Here is a 21,472-nt window from a genome sequence, read left to right as displayed (position 1 = left end):
CTAAATTAAAATGTTGATAACTGAAATATTATCGCTGCCCCCGTTAGTCTTGGCCTTTTCAACAAGTACCGTGCAATTTTTCGTTATGCTTTCCGAGCTTGTAAGCACGCTTTGTATGTCCTCGCTTGAAATCATGCTTGTAAGCCCGTCTGTTGTGAGCAGAATCTGATCGCCCTTAGCGACTTCCTTTTCATATATGTCAACCTTTAAGACCTCATCAAGTCCTACAGCCCTTGTTATCAGATTCCTTTGAGGATGCACTCTCGCCTCATCCTCAGTTATCAGCCCCTTGAATACAAGCTCCTGCACAAGAGAATTATCGTTTGTCAGCCGTTCCAGCCTGTTCCCTCTGAAAATGTAGCATCTGCTGTCCCCGACATTACCGATGTAGAGCCTGTTATGGAGTATTACCGCTGTAGTCAGAGTTGTGCCCATTCCTTTATATTCTTCATTGCTGCTTGCCATTTTTATTATTTTGCTGTTGGAATCTTCATACGATTTTATTATGGATTCAATTATAAAGGCCGGATTGTCATCACTATAGCCTTGCTTGATTTTTTCCTTGAGCAAGTTTATTGTGTTTTCAACTGCTATTTTGCTGGCCAATTCACCCTTGTTGTGGCCTCCCATGCCATCAGCGATTACAAATATCCCTGTGGGTCTGCCGCTTACATCTAGCAGCTCCGCCCCCAGAAAATCCTCGTTCACTTTCCGCACATTGCCAATATCCGATAATGCTTCATATCTCATCTAATCACCCCGATATGCTGCTCTTTCTTAGCTGCCCGCAGGCGCCGTTAATATCGCTTCCCATTTCCCTTCTGACTGTAGAGCTTATCCCAGCTCTTGTAAGAATTTTCATGAAAGCCTCAATCTCATCCTTTGAAGGCTTCTTGTAGTCCCGTTCCTCTATGCTGTTTACAGGAATCAGATTCACATGTGCCAGCATGCCCTTCAAAAGGCCAGCCAGCTCTCTGGCGTCGGCCGTTGAATCATTGAATCCCTTTATCAGCGAATATTCAAATGTAATCCTTCTGTTGGTCTGATCAACAAAATACCTGCAGGCCTTTATTATTTCATCTATTGAATAGGCATTTGCTATTGGCATTATGGTCCTTCGTTTTTCGTCATTAGCAGCATGAAGCGATATTGCAAGATTTATAGGCATTCCCATATCTGCAATTTCGTATATCTTCGGGACTATGCCGCAGGTTGATAGCGTTATGTGCCTGTACCCTATGCACAGACCGTTTTTTTCATTAGCCACATGGAGGAAGCTTATAACCTCGTCAAAATTATCAAATGGCTCGCCGCTCCCCATGAGCACTACATTGGAGACTCTTGTGCCTGCATCCTCTTGTATTTTCATTATCTGATCCAGCATCTCGCCTGCAGTCAAGTTCCTCTCCAGGCCGCCTATGGTCGATGCGCAGAAGCTGCATCCCATTCTGCAGCCCGCCTGCGTCGAAATACACACTGAGACACCGTGCTTGTAACGCATCATGACGCTTTCAATCGCATTTCCGTCATGAAGCATGAAGAGATATTTTCTTGTGCCGTCAATGGCTGACACAAGCTTCTTGTCCATCTTCAAATCACGTAATACAAACTTTTCTTCAAGCTTTTCCCTCAGTTCCGCAGGTATGTTTTTCATTTCCTTGAAGCTTCTTGCCCCTTTATATATCCATTGGAATATCTGAGTGCCTCTGAACGCCTTTTCCCCGATTGGGGCCATTTCATTCCTGAGCTGTTCTTCCGTAAGGGATTTGATATCGATTTTATTCATTCTATCTGACCTTTCTAAGTTTTGCAATAAAAAAACCGTCCATTCCGTGCACGTTGGGATAAGTCTGAATATATCCCGACTTCTGGCTTTTTTCATCCACATGTATGCCTTCTATTGGCTCGAGCCTGAACTCATCGCTTTTTTTCATGAAGGCCCTTACAATTTCAATGTTTTCTTCATCTTCTATTGTACAGGTACTATATATGAGTAGTCCACCCTTTTTTACGTACCTCGCTGCGTTCTCGAGTATGGAGCTTTGAAGCTCCGGAAGACACTCCACATCTTTTCTCTGCTTGTATTTTATCTCCGGCTTTCTCCTTATAATCCCAAAGCCAGAACACGGCACATCCGTCAGTACTATATCGAAATCTTCTATGCTCTCCTCGTCTAGAAGCAGGGCATCCTTTAGCTGCACCTTTAAGTTTGAGATGCCCAGCCTCTTGGCATTGTCTTTTATGAGCTTTAGCTTGTGCCTGTGTACGTCCCTGGCAATGACCTCTCCTGTGTTTTCCATGAGCGCGGCCATATGAGTAGCTTTTCCTCCGGGAGCGCTGCAAACATCGAGCACCTTCATGCCAATGCCAGGCGATGCCACATGCCCAATAAGCATTGAGCTTATGTCCTGTATGAAAAATTGGCCCTTCCTGAAAAGCTCATTTCGCTCTATGTTCTTTATGCCGCTTACTCTTATGGCCTCGGGTACTATATCGCAAGCTTCGCACCCTATCCCCATTTTTGCGAGCTCTGCCATGAGATTTTCCCTGCTTGTCTTTAGCGTGTTAGTCCTTATATACAGCTTCGGTTTTTGGGCGTTTGCTTCAAGCAAGTCCTCAAGAAAATCCTCTCCGTATTTTTTAAGCCATTTATCAACCAGCCAGGGCTCATACGAATATTTGACGCTGTAGTATTCCACAGCCCCATTTTCTTTTGAAGGCGGCTCTATGGAGCCCTTGCTTCTTACCACATTTCTGAGTATGGCGTTTACAAATCCGCTTGATTTTTTCGATATCCGTTTGCACAGCTCTACGCTCTCGTTGACTGCCGCAAAATCCTTAACACCTTCAAGCATTAAAATCTGGTATATGCCCATCTTGAGTAGGAGCTTGACGCTTGGCGATATTTTTGCAAGCTTTATGCTTGAAAACTGTTTTATAACATACTCCAGAAAATATCTGTTTTCAATAACTCCGTATACTATTTCAGTGGCAAGCCCCCTGTCTGAATCCGAAAGTCCGCTGTCTCTGAGGCTGTTTCCAAGAGCTATGTTTGAGTACTGTCCCCTTACTTCTATGTCATACAGCGCATTATACGCTATCATCCTGCTGTTTTCCAAATCATGGCCTCCCAACAAAAAATAAGCCCTAGCTGGGCTAGGACATTAATCTCTTTGATTCCTCAAAACTAAAAGCCTTATAAGCTGCATAACTGCCGCCGCTGCCGCCGCCACATACGTCAGTGCCGCCGCATTAAGAACCCTCTTGCTGTATCTTATCTCATCCGGATAGACTATGCTTCCGCTTTCAAGACCTGCCAGGGCTCTTGAGCTTGCATTGAATTCAACCGGAAGCGTCACAATCTGAAACAGTACGGCCCCCAGGAACAGCAATATGCCTATGTCAAGAAAAGCAGGGCTTATAATAAAGCCTGCCATTATGAATATCCATGCGAGCGACGAGCCCAGATTAGCCACAGGCACAAGCATACTTCTTATCTGCAGTGGAGCGTAGCCGTGAGCATGCTGTATGGCGTGTCCCACCTCGTGCGCCGCTACAGATACAGACGCAATAGATGTTCCGGCATATACGTCCCTTGAAAGCCTAAGCACCTTGCTCCTTGGATCGTAGTGGTCAGACAGATGCCCCTGCACCATTTCTATCCTTACATTGTCTATTCCATTGCTGTGCAGCATATATTCAGCAACCTGGGCACCAGTGTAGCCTCTCTTTGACTGTACCCTCAAATATTTTTCAAAAGTTGTCTTAACCTTCATCTGCGCATATAAAGTCAGTATAATCGCAGGTATCATCAATATGAATGTCGGATCAAATCCATAGTACATTCTTAGTTCCCTCCCATAAAAAACAGAACAGCTTCCTCTATTTTACTTATATTTACACTAGTATTGAAGCACGGGCCGCATGGCCTTTCATTATACACCCCAAGCACAGGTATGCCCGAAACTTCCTGTATGCCGCTTGTGAGATCCCTCTCGCACGCAACAGCTATTATGGCCTTTGGTCTGTTTTCTTTGATTATCTTTCTGGCTAGGGTGCCGCCCGTAGCCACAAAGACATTAATACCGTATTTATCCTTGAGTGTCAGGAATTCTGCCACCCTGCAGAGTCCACACCTTTTGCAGTTGTCTACATTCCCTGTGATTTTTATTGTACAGGAGCTGTTTTGTATGCAGTGCGGCGTGAGCAGCATTATGTCTCTGCCCTCCAGCTTGTAGCTTCCCGAGTATACATACTCGTTGTTGAGCCTGATAAGCACCCGGCGCACATCGTCTCTTCCGACCTTGAGAATTTGCGCCATGTATATTAGTACCGGAAAAAGAGCTCCCGCCAACTTTAGCGTAAGACTAAGCGAAAGCCTGCCGCACTTTCCCCCGCTGTAAAGTCTGTGGATTATCCATGCGCAGTAAAGCGCAAGCGCCAAAACGGCTGCTGCAACACTGTTGAAAGCAATTGCAAGCGCAAGTTCCGCGCTTTTACTGCCCCCAAGCATTACAAAATTTATTCCAAGCCCTGTTAGCATTACAATTGCTGCAAATATAAAAATTAAAAGAATGAATCTGTTTTCCTGCCTCATATCAAGCTCCTAGCACTGCACCCTTTTGTATGCTGTTGCCTCTTAGATATTCTTCGATGCTCATCTTCTTTTTGCCCGGCATCTGAATTTCCTCTATTGCAAGAACTCCTTCTGAGGCCTTTACCCTTATGCCCGACTTTGAAACTTCCAGTATTTCTCCGGCTCTGCCTTCATCATCTGCCTCAGCTTCGCATCTGGCTTTCATAACCTTCATGGTCATCCCGTCTAGCGTTGTGAATGCGCCAGGCCATGGTGAAGTTCCCCTCACAAGATTGAATATGTCCTTGGCGCTTTTGCCCCAGTCGATTTCTCCGAGCGTCTTCTTCATAATAGGTGCATACGAGGATTCGCTGTCATTTTGTTTTTCTCTTGTCAGTGTTCCATCCTCGAGCCTGCTCAGCGTGGTTCTAAGAACCGCAGCTCCCAGACTGCTAAGCCTGTCATGGAGCTCGTTGGCCGTTTCACTTTCTTCTATCTGTATGCTCTCTTTGATGAGCATGTCCCCGGTGTCCAGACCCTCGTCCATCAGCATGGTCGTGATGCCAGTCTGCTTTTCACCGTTGATTATAACCCAGTTTATTGGCGCTGCCCCTCTGTATTTAGGAAGCAACGATGCATGCACATTTATGCAGCCGTGTCTTGGTATATCAAGTATTTCCTTTGACAATATCTGTCCGAATGCCACAACAACTATTACATCAGGAGCAATATCCCTTAGCTTTTTTACAAACTCCGGACTCTTTACATTCTCCGGCTGTAATACCTCTATGCCGTTTTTCAAGGCCGCTTGCTTTACTGGAGGCATTGCCAATTGCTTGCCTCTGCCCTTTGGCCTGTCGGGCTGAGTCACAACCGCTTTTATATCATGTCCCTGCTCAAGCATTGCCTCAAGGCATGGAACTGCAAATTCAGGTGTTCCCATGAAAACTGCATTCATTATCATCACTCTCCAAGCTGCAAAATATGCTTACTCCTCAAGTTCGCCTTCAACCTTGTCTATAAAAAGCACGCCATCAAGATGGTCTACTTCATGGAATACTGCCCTTGCAAACAGTTCTGTGCCCTCCATTTCAACCTTGTCTCCCTGTCTGTTTAAAAAGCTAACCTTCACGCTGTTAGGCCTTCTTACCTTTCCAAATTTCCCCGGAACGCTAAGGCAGCCCTCGTCTCCAAATTGCTCTCCGTCGTATTCGAGTATCTGAGGGTTAATCATTTCAATTACGCCTTCACCCACATCTATTGTCACTACTCTTTTCAGGACTCCAACCTGTGGAGCTGCAAGCCCCACGCCGTCAGCCTTTATCATTGTCTCAGCCATATCATCAAGCAGCTGAAATATTCTTTCGTCGATTATTTCAACTTCCCTTGATTTCTTTCTTAAAACAGGATCTTCCTGCGTCTTTATGATCCTAACTGCCATTTGAAAAACTCCTCCTATTTATTAAATCAAGCTTTCAGGGTTAATGTCGATGCTTATGTTAACATCGCTGTCTAGTATGTCACTTCTTTTCCGTATGCAGACAAACTCCACTATCTTTTTTAGTATTGAGATTTCAATGCAGGTGTCCTTGAGCAGGATGTTCCACCTGTAGTTGAGGTTCACAAACTGGACCATTCCGGGATTGGGTCCCATCATGAAACTGCAGTCAGTGTAGCCCCTTTTCGCCATTATATATATAATCGAATCATATATTTTTTTTGCATTATTTGCAACTGTCTGCTCATTTTTTCCGGATACGACTATTTCAACTATATTGCTGAAAGGCTCGTAATTAAACGCTCTTCTAAGCTTTATTTCCGTCTCATAAAAACCTTCGTAATCATGCTCTCTTGCAAACGTTATGGCGTAATGCTCCGGATCGTATGCCTGAAGCACTGCAACTCCCGGGGAGGAATCTCTACCTGCCCGCCCGGCCACCTGCGTTATGAGCTGGAATGTCTTCTCGGCACTCTTGTAGTCAGGAAAATTAAGAATCATGTCGGCGCTGACAACTCCGACAAATGTGACATTCGGAAAGTCAAGCCCCTTGCTTATCATCTGTGTGCCTATCATTATATCTGACTTGCCAGTTTTGAAGTTTTCAAAAATTTCCTCGTATGAGCCTTTTGCGCCCGTTGTATCGCGATCAACCCGGACAACGTTGGCACCCGGAAAAGCCAACCTTATTTCATCCTCTATTCTTTGTGTGCCAGCCCCCACAGGTCCTATTTCAATGCCGGAGCACTCCGGACAGTTTCTTTGAATGCGTTCTTCATAGCCACAGTAATGGCATCTGCCTACATTTCCCTTTTTGTGATAAGTCAGGGAAACATCGCACCTTTTACACTTGTAGACGTAGCCGCATTCCCTGCAGGATATGCAGCTTGCATAGCCTCTTCTGTTGAGAAGTATTATTGCCTGCTTGCCGTCTTCAATCGTCTTTTCAAGCAGCTGCATGAACCTTCTGCTGAATATGCCCTTGTTGCCCGTCTGAAGCTCAGCTTTCATGTCCACGACCTCGACGCGTGGAAGTGCCGAATCGTTGGCTCTTGCCCTCAACCTTATTATATCATATTCCCCTTTTTTACATCTATAGTAGTCTTTTACCGGGGGAGTTGCCGAACCAAGGACAAGCGTTGCATTGTCAAGCTCGCATATCTTTTTTGCAACATCTATGGCGTTATACTTTGGAGTCATAGAGGATTTGTAGGAACCCTCATGGAACTCGTCTATGACTACAAGCCCCAGGTCTTCCACGGGTGCAAATATGGCCGACCGCGCACCTATTACTATGTCGGCCTCTTTGTTTTTTATCTTTCTCCACTGGTCGTATTTTTCGCCCATTGAGAGCCTGCTGTGCAATACGGCTATTCTGCCGGGAAACCTGCTGTTGAACCTGGATACCGTCTGGGGCGTGAGTGCTATTTCTGGAACTATTACAATACAGCCCTTTCCCATTTCCAGCGCCTTTTCAATGGCGCAAATATATACCTCGGTCTTTCCGCTGCCCGTCACCCCGTGCAGTACTATAGGCCTTACGAAACCTTCCTGCAGCCTGCCGCTGATAAACTCCAACGCCTCTGACTGCTCATAGTTTAGCTCAACAGTTTTGGCTTCCTCTGCCGGAGAGGCTTCAAACGGCTCCCTGTAAAACTCCCTTTTGACAAGCACCGCACGCTTGCTGTTTATGAGAGCTTTTATGGTGGCTTCCGAGGCTCCCAAAAGTTCCTTGAGATCTCCCTTTTGCACCTCTTCGTTCATGCTTAGGAACTCAAGCACCTGTGCCTGCTTATAGGCCCTTTTCCTTTTGAGCTCGTCTATTGCGGCATCTATGTCTTCGTAGTCTGCAAGGGCAATGTAGTCAATGCTCTTTTTATTTTCCGAGCTTTTATATTCCCATGATATCTCGACAAGGCCTTCCCTCTCGAGCGCTTTCAGGTGTTCCTGGACGCTGTATCCGAGTTTTTTTTCAAGCGCACTTATCTTTACAGCGCCTCTTGACCTCTCAAGCTCGCTGAGAACCTGCCCAATTCTTCCCGAAATATTTCTGTCTCCATGTTGCCCACCTGAATATTTTGCCACTTTGTAGTTTTCAAATTTTATCCCCTTGGGATACATAAGACTTATGCAGTCCATGTATGTGCAAAGGTAATTCTCCTTCATCCACTTTACAAGCTCCACACGTGAATGGCTAAACATGGGGTTTTCATCATCCATTATACCCGCGAGCTTTTTTATTTCAAATTCCGAATTGAATGTGTCCTCAATGCTGAATACAAAACCCTCCACCGGCTTGTTGGACTTGCCAAAAGGCACAAGCACCCTTTGCCCCACTTCAAGATTTGCCTTCTCGTCAAACTCATATGTGAAAAGTCTGTCTGTGTAATATGAATTGTTATCCACGACTATTTGCGCGTATTTGCCCATCCAGTAAGCACCTCTTGAGAATAAAAATAAGCATCTAATTCAAGATGCCTATTTGCCAGATAGTTCAGCTACTTTTTGAAGTATTATTTCCGACAGCTCGTCCTTGCTCATCTTTTCAAGCTCGATGACCTTGCCGTCTCTATATAGAAGCTTGGCTATGTTTGTGTCTACGCCAAAACCCGCTCCCTCTGCTGTTATATCATTTGCCACTATGAAGTCTAGATTCTTTTTCTCAATCTTCTTGGCGGCATTCTCCATAATATCGTCAGTCTCCGCCGCAAACCCCACAAGAATCCTGTCGCCTTTCATCTTGCCTATTTCAAGGAGTATATCTGGGTTTCTTTCCAATTCAAGAACAAGATCTCCTTCTGTCTTTTTGATTTTCTTGTCAGATCTGGTTTTGGGCCTGTAGTCAGCAACTGCCGCCGATTTTATTATTATATCACACCCGTCGAGATTCTCAACTACAGCGTTATACATGTCAATTGTGGATTCGACAGATACGAATTTTTCAAGTCCCAGTGGCGGCTTCACATTTGTCTTGCCCGACACCAATATAACATTTGCTCCCTTTCTCATTGCAGCCTTTGCAATGGCGTATCCCATTTTACCTGTAGAGTGGTTTGTTATATATCTTACAGGGTCTATGGCCTCTCTGGTTGGTCCAGCTGTAACAAGCACAGTCTTGCCTGATAGCTCGCCTGTATGCAGAAGCTGCTGCTGTACTATTTCTACAATATCCTCAGGCTGTGCAAGCTTGCCTTTGCCTATGTCTCCGCACGCCAGCATTCCGCTTTCCGGCTCCACAAATGCGCAGCCTAGCCCCTTTAACGTCTCGATATTCCTTTGGAGCACGGGATTCTCATACATGGCGCTGTTCATGGCAGGTGCTATTAAAATCTTGGCCTTTGTAGCCATAACTGTCGTCGACAGCATGTCGTCAGCTATGCCATTTGCCATCTTGCCGATTATATTTGCTGTTGCAGGGGCTATCAGGAAAACATCCGCTTTCTTGGCAAGCGATATATGCCTTACATCCCAGGCGCTCACCTCTTCGAACATATCCTGCACTACAGGATTCTGGCTGAGTGTCTGGAATGTAAGAGGTGTTACAAATTTTGAAGCCGAATCGGTCATTATAACATCGACATTGGCGCCCAGCTTTTTGAGCCTGCTTACAATATCACATGCCTTGTAAGCTGCAATTCCTCCGCATACCCCTAAAACCACATTTTTACCGCTGAGCATATTGCATTCTCCTTACGTTTAAGATTCCACAGCCTCTTCAGACAACTGATGCTTTGATAGCACTATTTCTCCAGCGAAAACTTCGTTAGTGGCAATATTGACCGGCTTGTCGTCCGTTGGCATTAGCCCTTCCCTCTGCTCATCTATTATCTGCCTTGCGCGCTTTGATACCGCAATTACAAGAGTGTATCTGTTTTCCATTATATCAAGCAAATCAATTATTGATGGATATAACATTTATATTTCCTCCTTAAAATTCTCAAGTATATTTTCTTTGTTTCTCAGAACTCGGCTTTTTTCAGCCATCATTATACAGTCGAGCTGTCTGACTGCTTTTTCGATATCGTCATTTACAACAAAGTAGTCAAAGTTTTCTATTTTGCAGATTTCATCGTATGCACTGCCAAAGCGCAGCTTCAAAGACTCTTCTGTCTCAGAGCCCCTTTTTACAATCCTGTCCCTCAGCTCTCCCAGCGAAGGCGGCAGTATGAATACGAAAACAGCGTCAGGATAGCTTGATTTAACCTGCATTGCACCCTGTATGTCTATCTCCAGAAGCACATCCTCGCCATTATGCAAGTTTTTTAGCACCTCTGCTTTGGGAGTTCCATAGTAATTCTCGTATACTCGTGCATACTCTATAAACTCTCCATTTTCAACCATTTTTTCAAATTGCCCGGTCTCGAGGAAATGGTAGCTCACCCCATCGACTTCCCCGATTCTCGGACTCCTTGTAGTTGCAGATACCGAGAGTTTTATATTCCTGTTTTTGCCGAGGAATTCCTTGCATACTGTTCCCTTGCCCACTCCGGACGGCCCGCATATGACTATCAGGATGCCTTCTTTATTCATTTACTTCTTCCTTTCTATAATCGCTGTGGCTCTCAACATGGTGTTCTTCCTTGTTTTCAAGCCTGTGGGCAACCGTCTCCGGCTGTACTGCCGACAATATCACATAGTCGCTGTCGGTGAATATTACAGCCCTTGTCCTCCTGCCGTATGTAGCGTCAATGAGAGTTCCCTTTTTTCTGGATTCCTGTATTATCCTCTTTATAGGAGCTGATTCTGGACTTACAATAGACACTATCCTGTTCGCCGACACTATGTTTCCGAATCCTATGTTAACTAACTTTAGAGCCATTGCAGGCCTCCTATTCTATATTTTGAACTTGTTCTCTTATTTTTTCAAGCTCGCTTTTTATGTCTACAATAAGCTGCGTTATCCTAAGGTTTGAAGATTTAGAGCCTATGGTATTGGCCTCCCTGTTCATCTCCTGTATAAGGAAGTCAATTTTCCTTCCTACAGAATCATCCTCTTTGAGTGTAGCTCCAAGCTGGATAATGTGGCTTCTGAATCTTACTATTTCTTCTGTTATGCTGCACCGGTCTGCAAACATTGCGGCCTCCTGCGCTATCCTGGCTTCGTCTATAGCCGCGCCCGCTCCGAGCAGGTCCTTTATTCTCCCAGTCAGCTTGTCCTTGTATTCCACAACCACAGTGTCAGAGAGCTTCTCAACCTCGCTGAGGTATTCCTCCATGAGAGCGCATCTCATTATTATGTCAGCCGATATCTTATCGCCCTCAACCTTTCTCATGTCTCTGACTGTTCTAAATGCCTCCTCAAGCGCCGGTGCAAGGCTTTTCCATATGAGCTCCTCGTCTTCTTCCTTCTCGAGCAGCTTTACGACCTCAGGGAATCTGGCTATTGATGAAATCGTTATATCGTTTTTGACGTCAATCTCGCCTGCTATCTTTTTGAGAACCTCGTGGTAGCCCTTTGCAAGCTTCAGATCAAGCTTAAGCTCCGATTCGCTCTCTCCAGTCAGCTCCATTCCGACAAAAATATCAACTCTTCCCCTTTTGAGGTATTGTTTAGCCTGGCTTCTTATTCTCTCTTCAAAAAAAGCAATCTTTCTTGGAACCCTTATGTTTATATCCAAATACCTGTGGTTGATGCTTTTGCACTCTACAGTAAAATGATAGTTCTCGTCTCTGTACTCTCCTCTGCCAAATCCAGTCATGCTTACCGACATAGCTATACCTCCATAACACCTTCGCAAATTTTCACAGCAGGTCCATCCATATATATAAGTCCGTCTATTATGTCTATCTTAAGCTTGCCGCCTTCCGACTCAACGTTAACGCTCTCCGACGAGAGTCCGAGAACATTCGATATATAGGCAGAAGCGCATATTCCTGTGCCGCACGCAAGTGTGTAGCCGCAGCCTCTCTCCCACGTCGCTACCTTTAGGTTGTTTTTGTCGACCACCTCTACAAAGTTGACATTCGTCCTCTCCGGGAAAATTCTATGATTTTCAATTCGTGGTCCAAGTCGCTTTACGGTTTCCATATCTATAGTATCCACATATACAACCGCATGAGGCACGCCTACAAGCACAGCCGATATGTTTATATTATCTCCGTCTACTTCAATCGACTTGTTCAGGAAGTCTCCATCTGATGAATTCACAGGAATCTTTTCAGGAGAAAGCTCAGCCCTGCCCATGTCTGCCTTTACACTTATCACATTTCCGTCTTGAACCTTGGCCTGAACCCTTATTGTTCCGGCCAGCGTCTCCACATCGAATTCCGCTTTGTCCACTAGTCCTGTGTCATGCACATATTTCACAAAACACCTAAGTCCGTTGCCGCACATTTTGGCCCTACTGCCGTCAGAATTGTAATATACCATACAGCAATCCGCAACGCTTGAATGCTTAGCTACAAGAAGGCCATCCGCGCCTATTCCAAATCTTCTGTGGCACATCTTTCTGGCAATTTCAGAATAGTCTTCGTATATGTATTTTTCTCCATCTATGGCAATGAAGTCATTTCCCGCTCCGTGAAGCTTTACAAATTCAATCACAAAATCGCCTCCCATACTGATATATTATACATAAAATAATATATTAAATCAAAACAAATTGGTAGCAGAAACCACCATTTGAATATTTTTTATGAACTGCATAAATGTTGATTTCACAAAGTATGCCGATTGTTGTGATTGTTAAAAGAGCCCGCTTGGATTATACTGTTAGTTATAACTATTTTGTTTGGAGGTAACCAATGGCATTAGACGGAATATTTGTCCATTCGCTTGTCAAGGAACTCTCCTTGGTTCTTGCAGGCGGAAGGATAGAAAAGATATATCAGCCTGAGGGCGATGAGATGATAATAACAATAAGGAGCAAAGGGGAATCCGTAAGGCTCCTTTTAAGCGCCAGCTCCTCGAATCCCAGAGCACACATTGTAAAAAGCGCGGCCAAGGAAAATCCCGAAACCCCTCCGATGTTCTGCATGCTCTCGAGGAAAAATCTTCTGGGCGGCCGCATACTTTCAGTTACGCAGCCAGATTTTGAGAGAATAATAAAGATATCCGTAGAGACTCTCGACGAGCTAAAGCAAAAAAGAAATATCGACATACTCATAGAGATAATGGGCAAGCACAGCAATATTATACTAGTTGATTCGGGCACAAACAGAATTTTGGATTCCATTAAGAGAATCCCTCTGAGCGTCAGCAGCTACAGGCAGATTCTGCCTGGCAACAGCTACATGGCTCCTCCGCCCCAGGACAAGCTGAATCCACTAGAGCTTGTGGACAAGGAGGAGTTCACAAGCAGAATTTCAAGCTCAAATTCGCCGGTATTCAGGGCCATATACGAGTCATTCAAGGGCATAAGCCCCATAGTGGCCAAGGAGATAGTCCACAGGAGCTCGCTCCCTTTCGACATACACTCCTCTCAGCTAGAAAGCAGACAGCTTGATATGCTCTTTGAGTCATTCGACCGATTCTTCAGGCAGATAAAAAACGATATTTTCTCGCCTTCGATAGTAATAGACAAGACGACTGATACTCTTGTTGACTTTTGCTTTACAAGACTCACACTTTACAGCTCGTTTTCATACATCGAAAGCGAAAGCCCCAGCGAAATACTTGAAACCTTCTACATGCAAAGGGATCTCAAGGAGCGGATGAAGCAAAAAACCATCAACCTGAGAAAAAGCATGTCAAACAAGCTTGAGAGGCTTCAAAACAAGGTCCAAAAACAGCGCGAGGAGCTGCTCGAATCAGAAAACGCAGCCGTATACAAGCTCTATGGAGATCTCATAACCTCATACATTTACATGATACAGCCCGGTATGGAAAGCATAAGCGTGTCCAACTTTTTCGATGAGGAGGCTCCCCTTGTGGAAATACCGCTCGAAAAAAACCGAACGCCGTCTCAAAACGCCCAGAAATATTTCAAGAAGTACACCAAGCTCAAAACCGCAGCCCTTGAGCTGGAAAAGCAAATAGCTATAACCCTCAAAGAAATTGACTACCTTGAAAACATAATATACAGCATAGAAAACTGCGAAAGCGCATTCGAGCTAGACGAGATAATTGAAGAGCTTGTAAAGGAAGGACTTGTGAAAAGCAGACTCAAGGGCAAACCTAAAAAGAAGGAATCCGAAAAATCCAAAGTGTCAAAACCGCTTTCCTTCTATTCATCTGACGGTCTTGAGATACTTGTTGGCAAAAACAACAAGCAAAACGACATACTCACTCTCAAGACTGCAGCTCCTTCTGATATATGGCTCCACACAAAGGACATACCCGGCTCACACGTCATAATCAGAACCGGCGGGAAAAAAGCGAGCGATACTGCAATAGCCGAAGCTGCAAAGCTGGCCGCATACCACAGCAAGGCCAGGATGTCAGCCAACGTCCCTGTGGACTACACGGAGCGCAAAAACGTCAAAAAACCAAGCGGCGCCAAGCCCGGCATGGTCATATACGAATCGAACCGCACGATATATGTTACGCCGTCGGAAGAAGACCTGGTTGCCATAAAGAAAAATTCTCCTTCCTCTGACGAGAACAGCACAAACTAAAGCTGGCGGCCAGAACGAACTTGATTCGTTCCGGCCGCCAGCTTTTTTTATTCTATATTTCTATTATTGACACATTCTCTTCCGAATCGATTTCCAGAAATTTTACGCTTATTATCTCGTTTCTCGATGTCGGCACATTTTTGCCGACATAGTCAGGCCTTATAGGCAATTCCCTGTGTCCTCTGTCTACAAGCACCGCAAGCTGTATGGCCTTGGGTCTGCCTGCATCCATGACGGCGTCCATTGCCGCCCTTACCGTCCTGCCTGTAAACAGGACATCGTCAACAAGAATTACAACCTTGTCATTTATGTCGAACTCTATTCTGGAACCGTGTATTACAGGATCCATCTCCTCTTTGCTCAGGTCGTCCCTGTAGAGAGTTATATCTACCTCCCCAGTCTGTACCTGTATGCCTTCAATCTCGTATATTTTGTTTCTTATTCTGTTGGCCAGAGGCACTCCCCTGGTCTTTATTCCTATTATAACTACGTCCTCGACGCCTTTGTTTTTTTCTATTATCTCATGGCTTATCCTGGTAATCGCCCTGGCTATGCCCTTTTCATCCATTATGCTTGCCTTTTCTCTCATGAAAATACCTCCCGAAACAAAAGATTCCTGAGATAGCCAGGAACGCGTATGATTATCCTTAAAGCACCTTCAGAAGCTTCGAAAAATAGTCAGGAAGCTCTGATGTGAACTCCATATATTCTCCATTTGCAGGATGCATAAAACCCAGGCTTCGCGCATGCAGCGTTTGTCCGATTAACTTGAAGGGACACTTTTTAGGTCCGTAAACCGGGTCGCCCAGTATCGGATGGTTCATGTGCGATATGTGCACCCTTATCTGATGCGTTCTGCCCGTTTCAAGCTTCGCTCTCATGTGGGTGTAGCCCTCGAATCTTTGTATAACCTCAAAGTGCGTTACAGCGCTTTTCCCGTCCTTGACCACGGCCATTTTAAGGCGGTTTGAAGGATTCCTGCCTATTGGCATGTCGACAGTAAAGCTGTCTTCCTTGACATTACCAATGCACACCATTTCGTATGTTCTTTCTATTGAGTGGATCTTGAACTGGGCCGCAAGCTCTTCGTGCGCTCTGTCAGTCTTTGCTGCTACAAGCAGTCCCGATGTATCCTTGTCTATCCTGTGTACTATGCCCGGCCTGGTCACGCCGTTTATGGTTGAAAGTCTGCCTTCGCAGTGGTAGAGCAAGGCATTTACAAGCGTTCCAGTGCTGTTGCCCGGCGCAGGGTGCACAACCATGCCCTGAGGCTTGTTGACTACAATTACATGTTCATCCTCGTACACTATGTCGAGCTTAATGTTCTCAGGCTCAGGCGCAGGCTCGCTTCTGTCCGGAAGGCTCATATTTATCATGTCGTTTTCACGGACAATGTATTTCGCCTTTTCCTGGCTGCCGTTCACGCTTACAAGCCCTTCCTTTATAAGCTTTTGGAGGTACGATCTGGATATATCCTCAAACTGTTCGGAGAGGAACAAATCGAGCCTTACGCCCTCCTCGTCCTCCATCACATAAAAATTTTTCTGCTCCATGAGTTAACGCTTTCCCTCCTGAATTTCAAGCATCTCGCTTTTGAAAAGCAGAATATACGCAAGCGCCATTCCGCCCACCACAACGCAGATATCGGCAATGTTGAATACAGGCCATATCCTGAAGTCTAAAAAATCCACCACAAAGCCCAGCCTCACCCTGTCAATCAGATTCCCTATTGCCCCTGCAACCACAAGATCAAGCGAAAGCTTAAGATATGTGTTCATGCCCTTGTTTTTGTACATGAAATACATAACACCCGAGACTATGACTACCGTAAGCACTATGAAAAACCATCTTTTGTTCTGAAGGACACCAAAGGCCGCTCCCCTGTTTTCCACGTATGTAAGGTGGAATATGTCCCTTATTACCGGTATGCTTCCAACTGAGGCCAGGAACCTCAGCGCCCAGAGCTTTACCGCCTGATCCAGCGCTACAAGAAGCGCTATTATTAAAATATTCACCTTTTCACCTCTATGATTTATATGGATTTGAGCATGCTCAGCACCATGTCTTTTGAATTTTCTGCTGCCGCTTCGACAAACTCACTGTAATTGATATGAGCAGATCCGTCAGCCTTGTCTGACATGGCTCTAATTATTACAAACGGAATTTTGTTCAGATTGCATACGTGGGCTACAGATGCTCCCTCCATCTCCGTACAAACTCCCGAGAATAAATCGACCAGCCTGTCTTTTAGTTCCTTGCTGCTCACAAAGACATCCCCCGTTACAACCCTTCCCATCATAACCTTGTGGCCGGAGGCATTTTCAAGGCCGGCCCTGTACGCTGCATCAGCAAGAGTTGCGTCTGCTTCAAATATCGAGGTCTCCATTCTCGGTATCTCGCCCGGCTTGTAACCAAAGCCGGTTGCGTCAAAATCATGTTCAAGCGCATCTGTAGATACTACTACATCAAGCACATCCAGCTCATCGTGGAGCGCTCCCGCAACGCCCGTATTTATTACAGCCTCGGCTCCAAAAACGCTAATTAGCATCTGAGTACACATTGCGGCATTGACCTTGCCTATCCCGCACCTTACAAGAACTATTTCTTTTTTTCCAATTTTGCCAAGGCTAAATTCAAGCCCGGCCATCAGCCTGATTTCGTCTATATCCATGTGATGCTTTAATATATCAACCTCTTCGTCCATAGCTCCAATTATTCCAATTTTCTTAACCATCATTTCCCTCCACCATGCATACATATTGTTTATATATAGTCTTGCAAAAAAAAGAGTGCTTTATTCAGCACTTGAATCTGGCATTTCTTCGAATATTTCATCAATAGTCTTTATCTGCTCTCCAAGCATCGATTTGAATCTGCTCTTGAACAGCTTGAACTCTTTTCTTACCTCTTCGTATTCCTTCATTATGTTTATCACCTGATTGTTGGCTTGCTCTATTATCTTCCTGGCCTTGAGCTCCGAATCCTCTATTATAAGCTGAGACTTTTTCGATGCGTTCATGCTCACTTCCTCTGCAGTGCTCTGGGCTACCACAAGGGTATTCTTAAGAGTTTCCTCTATGCCTTTGTATTTGGAAATCTGGTCGGAGAGCATGTTTATCTTGTCTCTGAGCTCTATATTCTCTTTATATATCTTTTCGAAGTCCTCCTTTATTTCATCAAGGAAGTCGTCAACCTCATCTTCTTTGTATCCTCTAATGCCCCTCTTAAATTCCTTATTTTCAATATCCAATGGAGTTATCATATTATGTGCCCTCCTACTATTATAAGTGTATATTTATATCAAGATATTGGCAATCATGAACATCCTGCCTTTCTTTGTCACGTCTCCAAATTCCTCAATTCTGAATCTTCCCTTGCCTCTTACAGAAACAACGCAGCCTTCGCACACAGCTTTAGACGGCGAACTCACAGGTTCAAAGTCTACCTTGACATGCTCTCCCTCTATGAGCCTTGCCGCATCGCCTCTTGATATGTTGTATACTCCGGCAAGTATGCAGTCCAGTCTATTTGATGCCACTGTGAACTTCTTCTGTCTTGATTCGAGCTGTGGGATTATTATGGAATCGATCTCAATTACCCTGCAACTCACCTTGTATTTTGCAACCTCAGTGAAGCTTGATACTACGTAGTCGCATATTTCTTTTTTTACAACTATGTGGCATTTATTTTCGTGCACCAGAATATCACCGATTTTTTCACGCTTTATACCAAGACCCATAAGAGCCCCCAGGTAATCCCTGTGTGAAATTTCGCTGAATTTGAAGCTTCCATTAACTTCTATGCATCTGATGGGCATTTCACCGATAGATTCTTGGTGTGCATACCAGGGAATTATACTTATGCAATTGCGCTCAGCGCCCTCGTAACCGCCGTATGTAATGTATGAAATCTCCCCTCTGAGGGAGTTAAGTACACCCACAGAGCTTTTTAACTCGTATGGATTAAGAAAGTCCGTAGTCTTAGTGTCGTGGGTCTTAATGACAGCTTGCGCCTTGTCTATCACATTGAAAACAACACGGCGCAGCTCATCGTCCTTTATGTGCGCTGTGAGCCTTGTCCTGTCAATCAATTCTAAAATCCTATTCTAAAAAGTATGCCCACAAGCATATTGTATATAAGCCTTATAGCAAGCAATGCTACAATAGGTGAAAAATCAATCGGGCCTGTATTTATAAGCCTGTTCATACCCTCTCTGAAAGGTCCTAATATAGGCTCTGTGACTCTGAAAACAAAAGAATAAAAAGACGAATACGGGTTGACTCTGACCCAAGACATTATAATTCTTATGAAAATCATAAACTCCAAAAATTGTACAAAATAACCTAATGCCTTAACAATAACATACATTTTTTATGCTCCCCGCTACTATTATTTATTTTTGCCAAGGAAAAAGCACCTTGTTTTCAAGTTCCTTTTTTATATTTGCATCTATGTCTATATTTGTTGGAGCGAGTATGAAAATGCCGCTTGAAACCTTTTGTATAGTGCCTTCAAGCGCATAAACAGCTCCATTTAAGAAGTCGAATATTGTCTTTGCTATATCGTTGTCCTGAATGCTTTGCAGATTAACAATTACAGCCTTCCTCGCCTTGAGGTTGTCCACTATGCCAGGCACCTCTTCATAGCTAAGCGGCTCATAGAGCATTACTTTCATCTGCGTAGTTGCATGGATGTTCACAACCTTGCTGGTTCTTGGAATCTCCTTAGCCGCAACCTCATCAAGCTCTTCCTCTTCCTCGAAGACATCGTTTTCAAAATCCTCTTCAAAACCCATTAGTCTCTTCATTTTTTCAACCATTTTTCCAGACATTATTATCTAAGCCTCCTAAACAGCATAATTTCTCTTTCCAAATATTGCAGTCCCAATTCTGACCATGTTGGAGCCCTCCTGCAAAGCGATCTCGTAATCGTTGCTCATACCCATAGACAGATAGTCCATATATACCCCTTGCATATTAAGATTCTCAATTTTCAATGAAATTTCCTTTATTTTTTTGAAATAAATCCTTGATTCCTCCGGATTTTCCACGAACGGGGCCATGCCCATAAGACCTCTTATCCTTATGTTTGGGCAGGTACTCGATACCATTCTCATGAAATTTTCGACTTCAGATTCGTCAAGGCCATGTTTGGTGTCCTCATGAGATATATTTATCTGGACAAGGCAGTCCATGACCTTTCCTGCAGCTTTCGCTCTCTTGTCTATTTCCTTGGCCAAGCCTTCTCTATCAAGCGAGTGTATTAAATCCACTTTATCAATTATATATTTTACCTTGTTTGTCTGTAAAGACCCTATAAGGTGCCATCTCACATTTCCACGTATGTGTTCAAATTTTCTTACGATTTCCTGAGGCTTGTTTTCGCCTATGTCCGTAACCCCGCATTCTATTGCTTCGTTGATTTTGTCCTCGTCCACTGTCTTTGTCACGGCTATTAGCACTATATCGCTCAATTCTCTTCCAGACCTGTTTGCATTGACCTTTATGTTTTGATTAATGTCTTTCAAGTTCTCTGCTATATATGAGCTCATCTATTCCACCCCTATCTTATCTTTTGGCCTTCCCTTACCCTCTTAGGATTCATTATTATTTCATCGTACAGCTTAGCTGTGTCTATTTTTTCCGCCTCTATTTGCCTGTAGTTGAGAATCAGATATTCTTCATTCTCCCCAATCTGGCATTGAATTTCCTTGAAATCGGCCTGCCCCGTTTCTGAAATCACGTATACTCCCTGTTTTCCATCCTGGGTTACAAGCGCAGTCTTTGGAATTTTTATGCCTGATATGTTTTTTGTAACAATGCTGCAGCTAAGAACCCTCTTTTCAAGAAAGTCCGCAGGTGCCGATGCTGTTTTGAACACCATTATGCTTTTGCCGTGGGAATCCTTGTACATGTCCTTTATTACGCAGTACACCATATCCTTACCGCTTTTTACGTACAGCCCCTGTCCTACCTTAAGCTCTTTTTTTTCTTTTTCATCCACGATAAAAAGCAGGTATATGAAGTGGTTGTTGACAATCTTGAATGCAGGATCACCCTTTTCGAAAGCAGCGTCCTTTTTGATGACATTGCTGTTGCTCAGCGACTTCAAGAATTCCGAATCAAGCTTTCCGATTTCCTCGGGCGCCATCCTGCCTTCGAAGCCGTCAGCCTGAAAGCTCAGCACCCCTGATATATTAGTGGGGATTACTCTAGAGGAGCTTTGGATTTTCGACTGTATGGCTGCGGCCTTGTTTTGAAGCGCTCCTATATCCTGGCCAGCAAGACTGCCGTAAATTATGCTCTTTTCATCTATAAGGTACAGAAGCTCCTTTTTCAGCCTCCCTACCGAATCAAAATCACCCATTACTATACTGTTTTTTATTTCCTGGCGCTTAACCTCTATGCCTCTGTCGAGTTTTTCCGGTGTAATACCTGCAAGAGCTCCTGTGCCGCCCGAAGACATGACCTCCAGCCTTCTGGCTACAGTGTCCGCCTCCTGCCTAAGCTTCTGGTCAGCCTCACTCGTTTGTATCTCACAAACGTAATCATTTATGCTTATTCTGTCACCTTCATTGTGAAGATACTTGGGAGTCCCTGCAATGCTCGTATAAAACACCGCTTCCTGCCTTACAGCATATGCGTCCTTTTTTATCTCTTCTACAATCTGGCCCTTTTTTACAGTGTGCGTTTGTATACTTGAATTTATTATGCCCATCACGAGATTGAATACTATATAACTGAATATTCCCATAAAAAGTGCATAGTTTAATATTTTCCTCTGCGCTCTGCGTTTTTTTCTGCCCAAGCCCAACACTCCAAGATGCTTATTTTGCATTCGCA

Annotated in this window: 25 protein-coding genes; 1 reads left to right on the top strand and 24 read right to left on the bottom strand. The window is 44.4% G+C overall.

What is annotated here, in order from left to right:
• Genes GT589_RS09255 through dapF form a run of 14 tightly spaced genes read right to left on the bottom strand, consistent with a single transcriptional unit; the run spans nt 1 to nt 12,618 of the window.
• The gene (locus GT589_RS09255) at nt 1-750 is read right to left on the bottom strand and encodes a Stp1/IreP family PP2C-type Ser/Thr phosphatase (RefSeq protein ID WP_293398396.1); all 750 of its coding nucleotides are present in this window, start codon (nt 748-750) and stop codon (nt 1-3) included.
• A 4-nt stretch (nt 751-754) separates the two neighbouring features.
• Nucleotides 755-1,786: a 23S rRNA (adenine(2503)-C(2))-methyltransferase RlmN gene (gene rlmN, locus GT589_RS09250; protein ID WP_293398395.1), complete on the bottom strand. Its 1,032-nt coding sequence runs from the start codon at nt 1,784-1,786 to the stop codon at nt 755-757.
• A 1-nt stretch (nt 1,787) separates the two neighbouring features.
• Nucleotides 1,788-3,119, bottom strand: a complete 1,332-nt coding sequence (gene rsmB, locus GT589_RS09245) for a 16S rRNA (cytosine(967)-C(5))-methyltransferase RsmB (RefSeq protein WP_293398394.1) — start codon at nt 3,117-3,119, stop codon at nt 1,788-1,790.
• A 45-nt stretch (nt 3,120-3,164) separates the two neighbouring features.
• Nucleotides 3,165-3,845 carry a zinc metallopeptidase gene (locus tag GT589_RS09240; RefSeq protein ID WP_293398393.1) on the bottom strand — a complete coding sequence of 227 codons (681 nt, stop codon included), beginning with the start codon at nt 3,843-3,845 and terminating at the stop codon, nt 3,165-3,167.
• Nucleotides 3,846-3,847: 2 nt separating this feature from the next.
• Nucleotides 3,848-4,597: a DUF116 domain-containing protein gene (locus tag GT589_RS09235; protein WP_293398392.1), complete on the bottom strand. Its 750-nt coding sequence runs from the start codon at nt 4,595-4,597 to the stop codon at nt 3,848-3,850.
• Between the two features lies 1 nt (nt 4,598).
• Nucleotides 4,599-5,534 carry a methionyl-tRNA formyltransferase gene (fmt, locus tag GT589_RS09230; protein WP_293398391.1) on the bottom strand — a complete coding sequence of 312 codons (936 nt, stop codon included), beginning with the start codon at nt 5,532-5,534 and terminating at the stop codon, nt 4,599-4,601.
• A gap of 30 nt (nt 5,535-5,564) precedes the next feature.
• Nucleotides 5,565-6,017, bottom strand: a complete 453-nt coding sequence (def, locus tag GT589_RS09225; protein WP_293398390.1) for a peptide deformylase — start codon at nt 6,015-6,017, stop codon at nt 5,565-5,567.
• A 21-nt stretch (nt 6,018-6,038) separates the two neighbouring features.
• Entirely contained in the window at nt 6,039-8,504 is a 2,466-nt protein-coding gene (gene priA / locus GT589_RS09220) for a primosomal protein N' (protein WP_293398389.1), read from the bottom strand.
• Between the two features lie 48 nt (nt 8,505-8,552).
• Nucleotides 8,553-9,752 (bottom strand): bifunctional phosphopantothenoylcysteine decarboxylase/phosphopantothenate--cysteine ligase CoaBC, encoded by a 1,200-nt coding sequence (coaBC, locus tag GT589_RS09215; protein ID WP_293398388.1) that lies wholly within the window; start codon nt 9,750-9,752, stop codon nt 8,553-8,555.
• Nucleotides 9,753-9,770: 18 nt separating this feature from the next.
• A complete protein-coding gene (rpoZ, locus tag GT589_RS09210; RefSeq protein ID WP_293398387.1) occupies nt 9,771-9,989 on the bottom strand; it encodes a DNA-directed RNA polymerase subunit omega in 219 nt (72 codons plus the stop codon).
• On the bottom strand, nt 9,990-10,604 hold the full coding sequence (gmk, locus tag GT589_RS09205; protein ID WP_293398386.1) for a guanylate kinase: 615 nt from the start codon (nt 10,602-10,604) through the stop codon (nt 9,990-9,992).
• Nucleotides 10,597-10,893: an extracellular matrix/biofilm regulator RemA gene (remA, locus tag GT589_RS09200; protein ID WP_293398385.1), complete on the bottom strand. Its 297-nt coding sequence runs from the start codon at nt 10,891-10,893 to the stop codon at nt 10,597-10,599. Before remA ends, gmk begins: the two co-directional genes overlap by 8 nt.
• A gap of 10 nt (nt 10,894-10,903) precedes the next feature.
• On the bottom strand, nt 10,904-11,785 hold the full coding sequence (locus GT589_RS09195; RefSeq protein WP_293398384.1) for a YicC/YloC family endoribonuclease: 882 nt from the start codon (nt 11,783-11,785) through the stop codon (nt 10,904-10,906).
• Nucleotides 11,786-11,787: 2 nt separating this feature from the next.
• The gene (gene dapF / locus GT589_RS09190; protein ID WP_330582898.1) at nt 11,788-12,618 is read right to left on the bottom strand and encodes a diaminopimelate epimerase; all 831 of its coding nucleotides are present in this window, start codon (nt 12,616-12,618) and stop codon (nt 11,788-11,790) included.
• A 200-nt stretch (nt 12,619-12,818) separates the two neighbouring features.
• Here dapF and GT589_RS09185 point away from each other — a divergent pair, with 200 nt between their 5' ends.
• Entirely contained in the window at nt 12,819-14,630 is a 1,812-nt protein-coding gene (locus GT589_RS09185; RefSeq protein WP_293398383.1) for an Rqc2 family fibronectin-binding protein, read from the top strand.
• Between the two features lie 52 nt (nt 14,631-14,682).
• Here the strand turns inward: GT589_RS09185 and pyrR are convergent, their stop codons facing one another.
• Genes pyrR through GT589_RS09135 form a run of 10 tightly spaced genes read right to left on the bottom strand, consistent with a single transcriptional unit; the run spans nt 14,683 to nt 21,467 of the window.
• The gene (gene pyrR, locus GT589_RS09180) at nt 14,683-15,219 is read right to left on the bottom strand and encodes a bifunctional pyr operon transcriptional regulator/uracil phosphoribosyltransferase PyrR (RefSeq protein WP_293398382.1); all 537 of its coding nucleotides are present in this window, start codon (nt 15,217-15,219) and stop codon (nt 14,683-14,685) included.
• Between the two features lie 58 nt (nt 15,220-15,277).
• On the bottom strand, nt 15,278-16,183 hold the full coding sequence (locus GT589_RS09175; protein ID WP_293398381.1) for an RluA family pseudouridine synthase: 906 nt from the start codon (nt 16,181-16,183) through the stop codon (nt 15,278-15,280).
• A gap of 3 nt (nt 16,184-16,186) precedes the next feature.
• Nucleotides 16,187-16,645, bottom strand: a complete 459-nt coding sequence (lspA, locus tag GT589_RS09170) for a signal peptidase II (protein WP_293398380.1) — start codon at nt 16,643-16,645, stop codon at nt 16,187-16,189.
• Between the two features lie 17 nt (nt 16,646-16,662).
• A complete protein-coding gene (locus GT589_RS09165; RefSeq protein WP_293398379.1) occupies nt 16,663-17,367 on the bottom strand; it encodes a 5'-methylthioadenosine/adenosylhomocysteine nucleosidase in 705 nt (234 codons plus the stop codon).
• A gap of 57 nt (nt 17,368-17,424) precedes the next feature.
• Nucleotides 17,425-17,892, bottom strand: a complete 468-nt coding sequence (locus GT589_RS09160) for a DivIVA domain-containing protein (RefSeq protein ID WP_293398378.1) — start codon at nt 17,890-17,892, stop codon at nt 17,425-17,427.
• Between the two features lie 33 nt (nt 17,893-17,925).
• Entirely contained in the window at nt 17,926-18,720 is a 795-nt protein-coding gene (locus tag GT589_RS09155; protein ID WP_293398377.1) for a YlmH family RNA-binding protein, read from the bottom strand.
• A gap of 2 nt (nt 18,721-18,722) precedes the next feature.
• On the bottom strand, nt 18,723-18,998 hold the full coding sequence (locus tag GT589_RS09150; protein ID WP_293398376.1) for a YggT family protein: 276 nt from the start codon (nt 18,996-18,998) through the stop codon (nt 18,723-18,725).
• Nucleotides 18,999-19,023: 25 nt separating this feature from the next.
• The gene (locus tag GT589_RS09145) at nt 19,024-19,461 is read right to left on the bottom strand and encodes a cell division protein SepF (protein WP_293398375.1); all 438 of its coding nucleotides are present in this window, start codon (nt 19,459-19,461) and stop codon (nt 19,024-19,026) included.
• Between the two features lie 15 nt (nt 19,462-19,476).
• The gene (locus GT589_RS09140) at nt 19,477-20,181 is read right to left on the bottom strand and encodes a YggS family pyridoxal phosphate-dependent enzyme (protein WP_293398374.1); all 705 of its coding nucleotides are present in this window, start codon (nt 20,179-20,181) and stop codon (nt 19,477-19,479) included.
• An 11-nt stretch (nt 20,182-20,192) separates the two neighbouring features.
• The gene (locus GT589_RS09135; RefSeq protein WP_293398433.1) at nt 20,193-21,467 is read right to left on the bottom strand and encodes an HlyD family efflux transporter periplasmic adaptor subunit; all 1,275 of its coding nucleotides are present in this window, start codon (nt 21,465-21,467) and stop codon (nt 20,193-20,195) included.
• Between the last annotated feature and the right edge of the window lie 5 nt (nt 21,468-21,472).

This window comes from Peptoclostridium sp. (genome assembly GCF_009881055.1).
Lineage (GTDB): Bacteria > Bacillota > Clostridia > Peptostreptococcales > Peptostreptococcaceae > Peptoclostridium_A.
The sequence above is the reverse complement of the archived record's forward strand: the minus strand, read 5'-3'. Positions and strand labels throughout refer to the sequence as shown.

What these genes read in the sequence shown, in the direction of transcription:
- GT589_RS09255 (WP_293398396.1), bottom strand. Translation starts at nt 750, where the DNA reads ATGAGATATGAAGCATTATCGGATATTGGCAATGTGCGGAAAGTGAAC.
- rlmN (WP_293398395.1), bottom strand. Translation starts at nt 1,786, where the DNA reads ATGAATAAAATCGATATCAAATCCCTTACGGAAGAACAGCTCAGGAAT.
- GT589_RS09240 (WP_293398393.1), bottom strand. Translation starts at nt 3,845, where the DNA reads ATGTACTATGGATTTGATCCGACATTCATATTGATGATACCTGCGATT.
- GT589_RS09235 (WP_293398392.1), bottom strand. Translation starts at nt 4,597, where the DNA reads ATGAGGCAGGAAAACAGATTCATTCTTTTAATTTTTATATTTGCAGCA.
- fmt (WP_293398391.1), bottom strand. Translation starts at nt 5,534, where the DNA reads ATGAATGCAGTTTTCATGGGAACACCTGAATTTGCAGTTCCATGCCTT.
- def (WP_293398390.1), bottom strand. Translation starts at nt 6,017, where the DNA reads ATGGCAGTTAGGATCATAAAGACGCAGGAAGATCCTGTTTTAAGAAAG.
- priA (WP_293398389.1), bottom strand. Translation starts at nt 8,504, where the DNA reads ATGGGCAAATACGCGCAAATAGTCGTGGATAACAATTCATATTACACA.
- coaBC (WP_293398388.1), bottom strand. Translation starts at nt 9,752, where the DNA reads ATGCTCAGCGGTAAAAATGTGGTTTTAGGGGTATGCGGAGGAATTGCA.
- rpoZ (WP_293398387.1), bottom strand. Translation starts at nt 9,989, where the DNA reads ATGTTATATCCATCAATAATTGATTTGCTTGATATAATGGAAAACAGA.
- gmk (WP_293398386.1), bottom strand. Translation starts at nt 10,604, where the DNA reads ATGAATAAAGAAGGCATCCTGATAGTCATATGCGGGCCGTCCGGAGTG.
- remA (WP_293398385.1), bottom strand. Translation starts at nt 10,893, where the DNA reads ATGGCTCTAAAGTTAGTTAACATAGGATTCGGAAACATAGTGTCGGCG.
- GT589_RS09195 (WP_293398384.1), bottom strand. Translation starts at nt 11,785, where the DNA reads ATGTCGGTAAGCATGACTGGATTTGGCAGAGGAGAGTACAGAGACGAG.
- GT589_RS09185 (WP_293398383.1), top strand. Translation starts at nt 12,819, where the DNA reads ATGGCATTAGACGGAATATTTGTCCATTCGCTTGTCAAGGAACTCTCC.
- pyrR (WP_293398382.1), bottom strand. Translation starts at nt 15,219, where the DNA reads ATGAGAGAAAAGGCAAGCATAATGGATGAAAAGGGCATAGCCAGGGCG.
- GT589_RS09175 (WP_293398381.1), bottom strand. Translation starts at nt 16,183, where the DNA reads ATGGAGCAGAAAAATTTTTATGTGATGGAGGACGAGGAGGGCGTAAGG.
- GT589_RS09165 (WP_293398379.1), bottom strand. Translation starts at nt 17,367, where the DNA reads ATGATGGTTAAGAAAATTGGAATAATTGGAGCTATGGACGAAGAGGTT.
- GT589_RS09160 (WP_293398378.1), bottom strand. Translation starts at nt 17,892, where the DNA reads ATGATAACTCCATTGGATATTGAAAATAAGGAATTTAAGAGGGGCATT.
- GT589_RS09150 (WP_293398376.1), bottom strand. Translation starts at nt 18,998, where the DNA reads ATGTATGTTATTGTTAAGGCATTAGGTTATTTTGTACAATTTTTGGAG.
- GT589_RS09145 (WP_293398375.1), bottom strand. Translation starts at nt 19,461, where the DNA reads ATGTCTGGAAAAATGGTTGAAAAAATGAAGAGACTAATGGGTTTTGAA.
- GT589_RS09140 (WP_293398374.1), bottom strand. Translation starts at nt 20,181, where the DNA reads ATGAGCTCATATATAGCAGAGAACTTGAAAGACATTAATCAAAACATA.
- GT589_RS09135 (WP_293398433.1), bottom strand. Translation starts at nt 21,467, where the DNA reads ATGCAAAATAAGCATCTTGGAGTGTTGGGCTTGGGCAGAAAAAAACGC.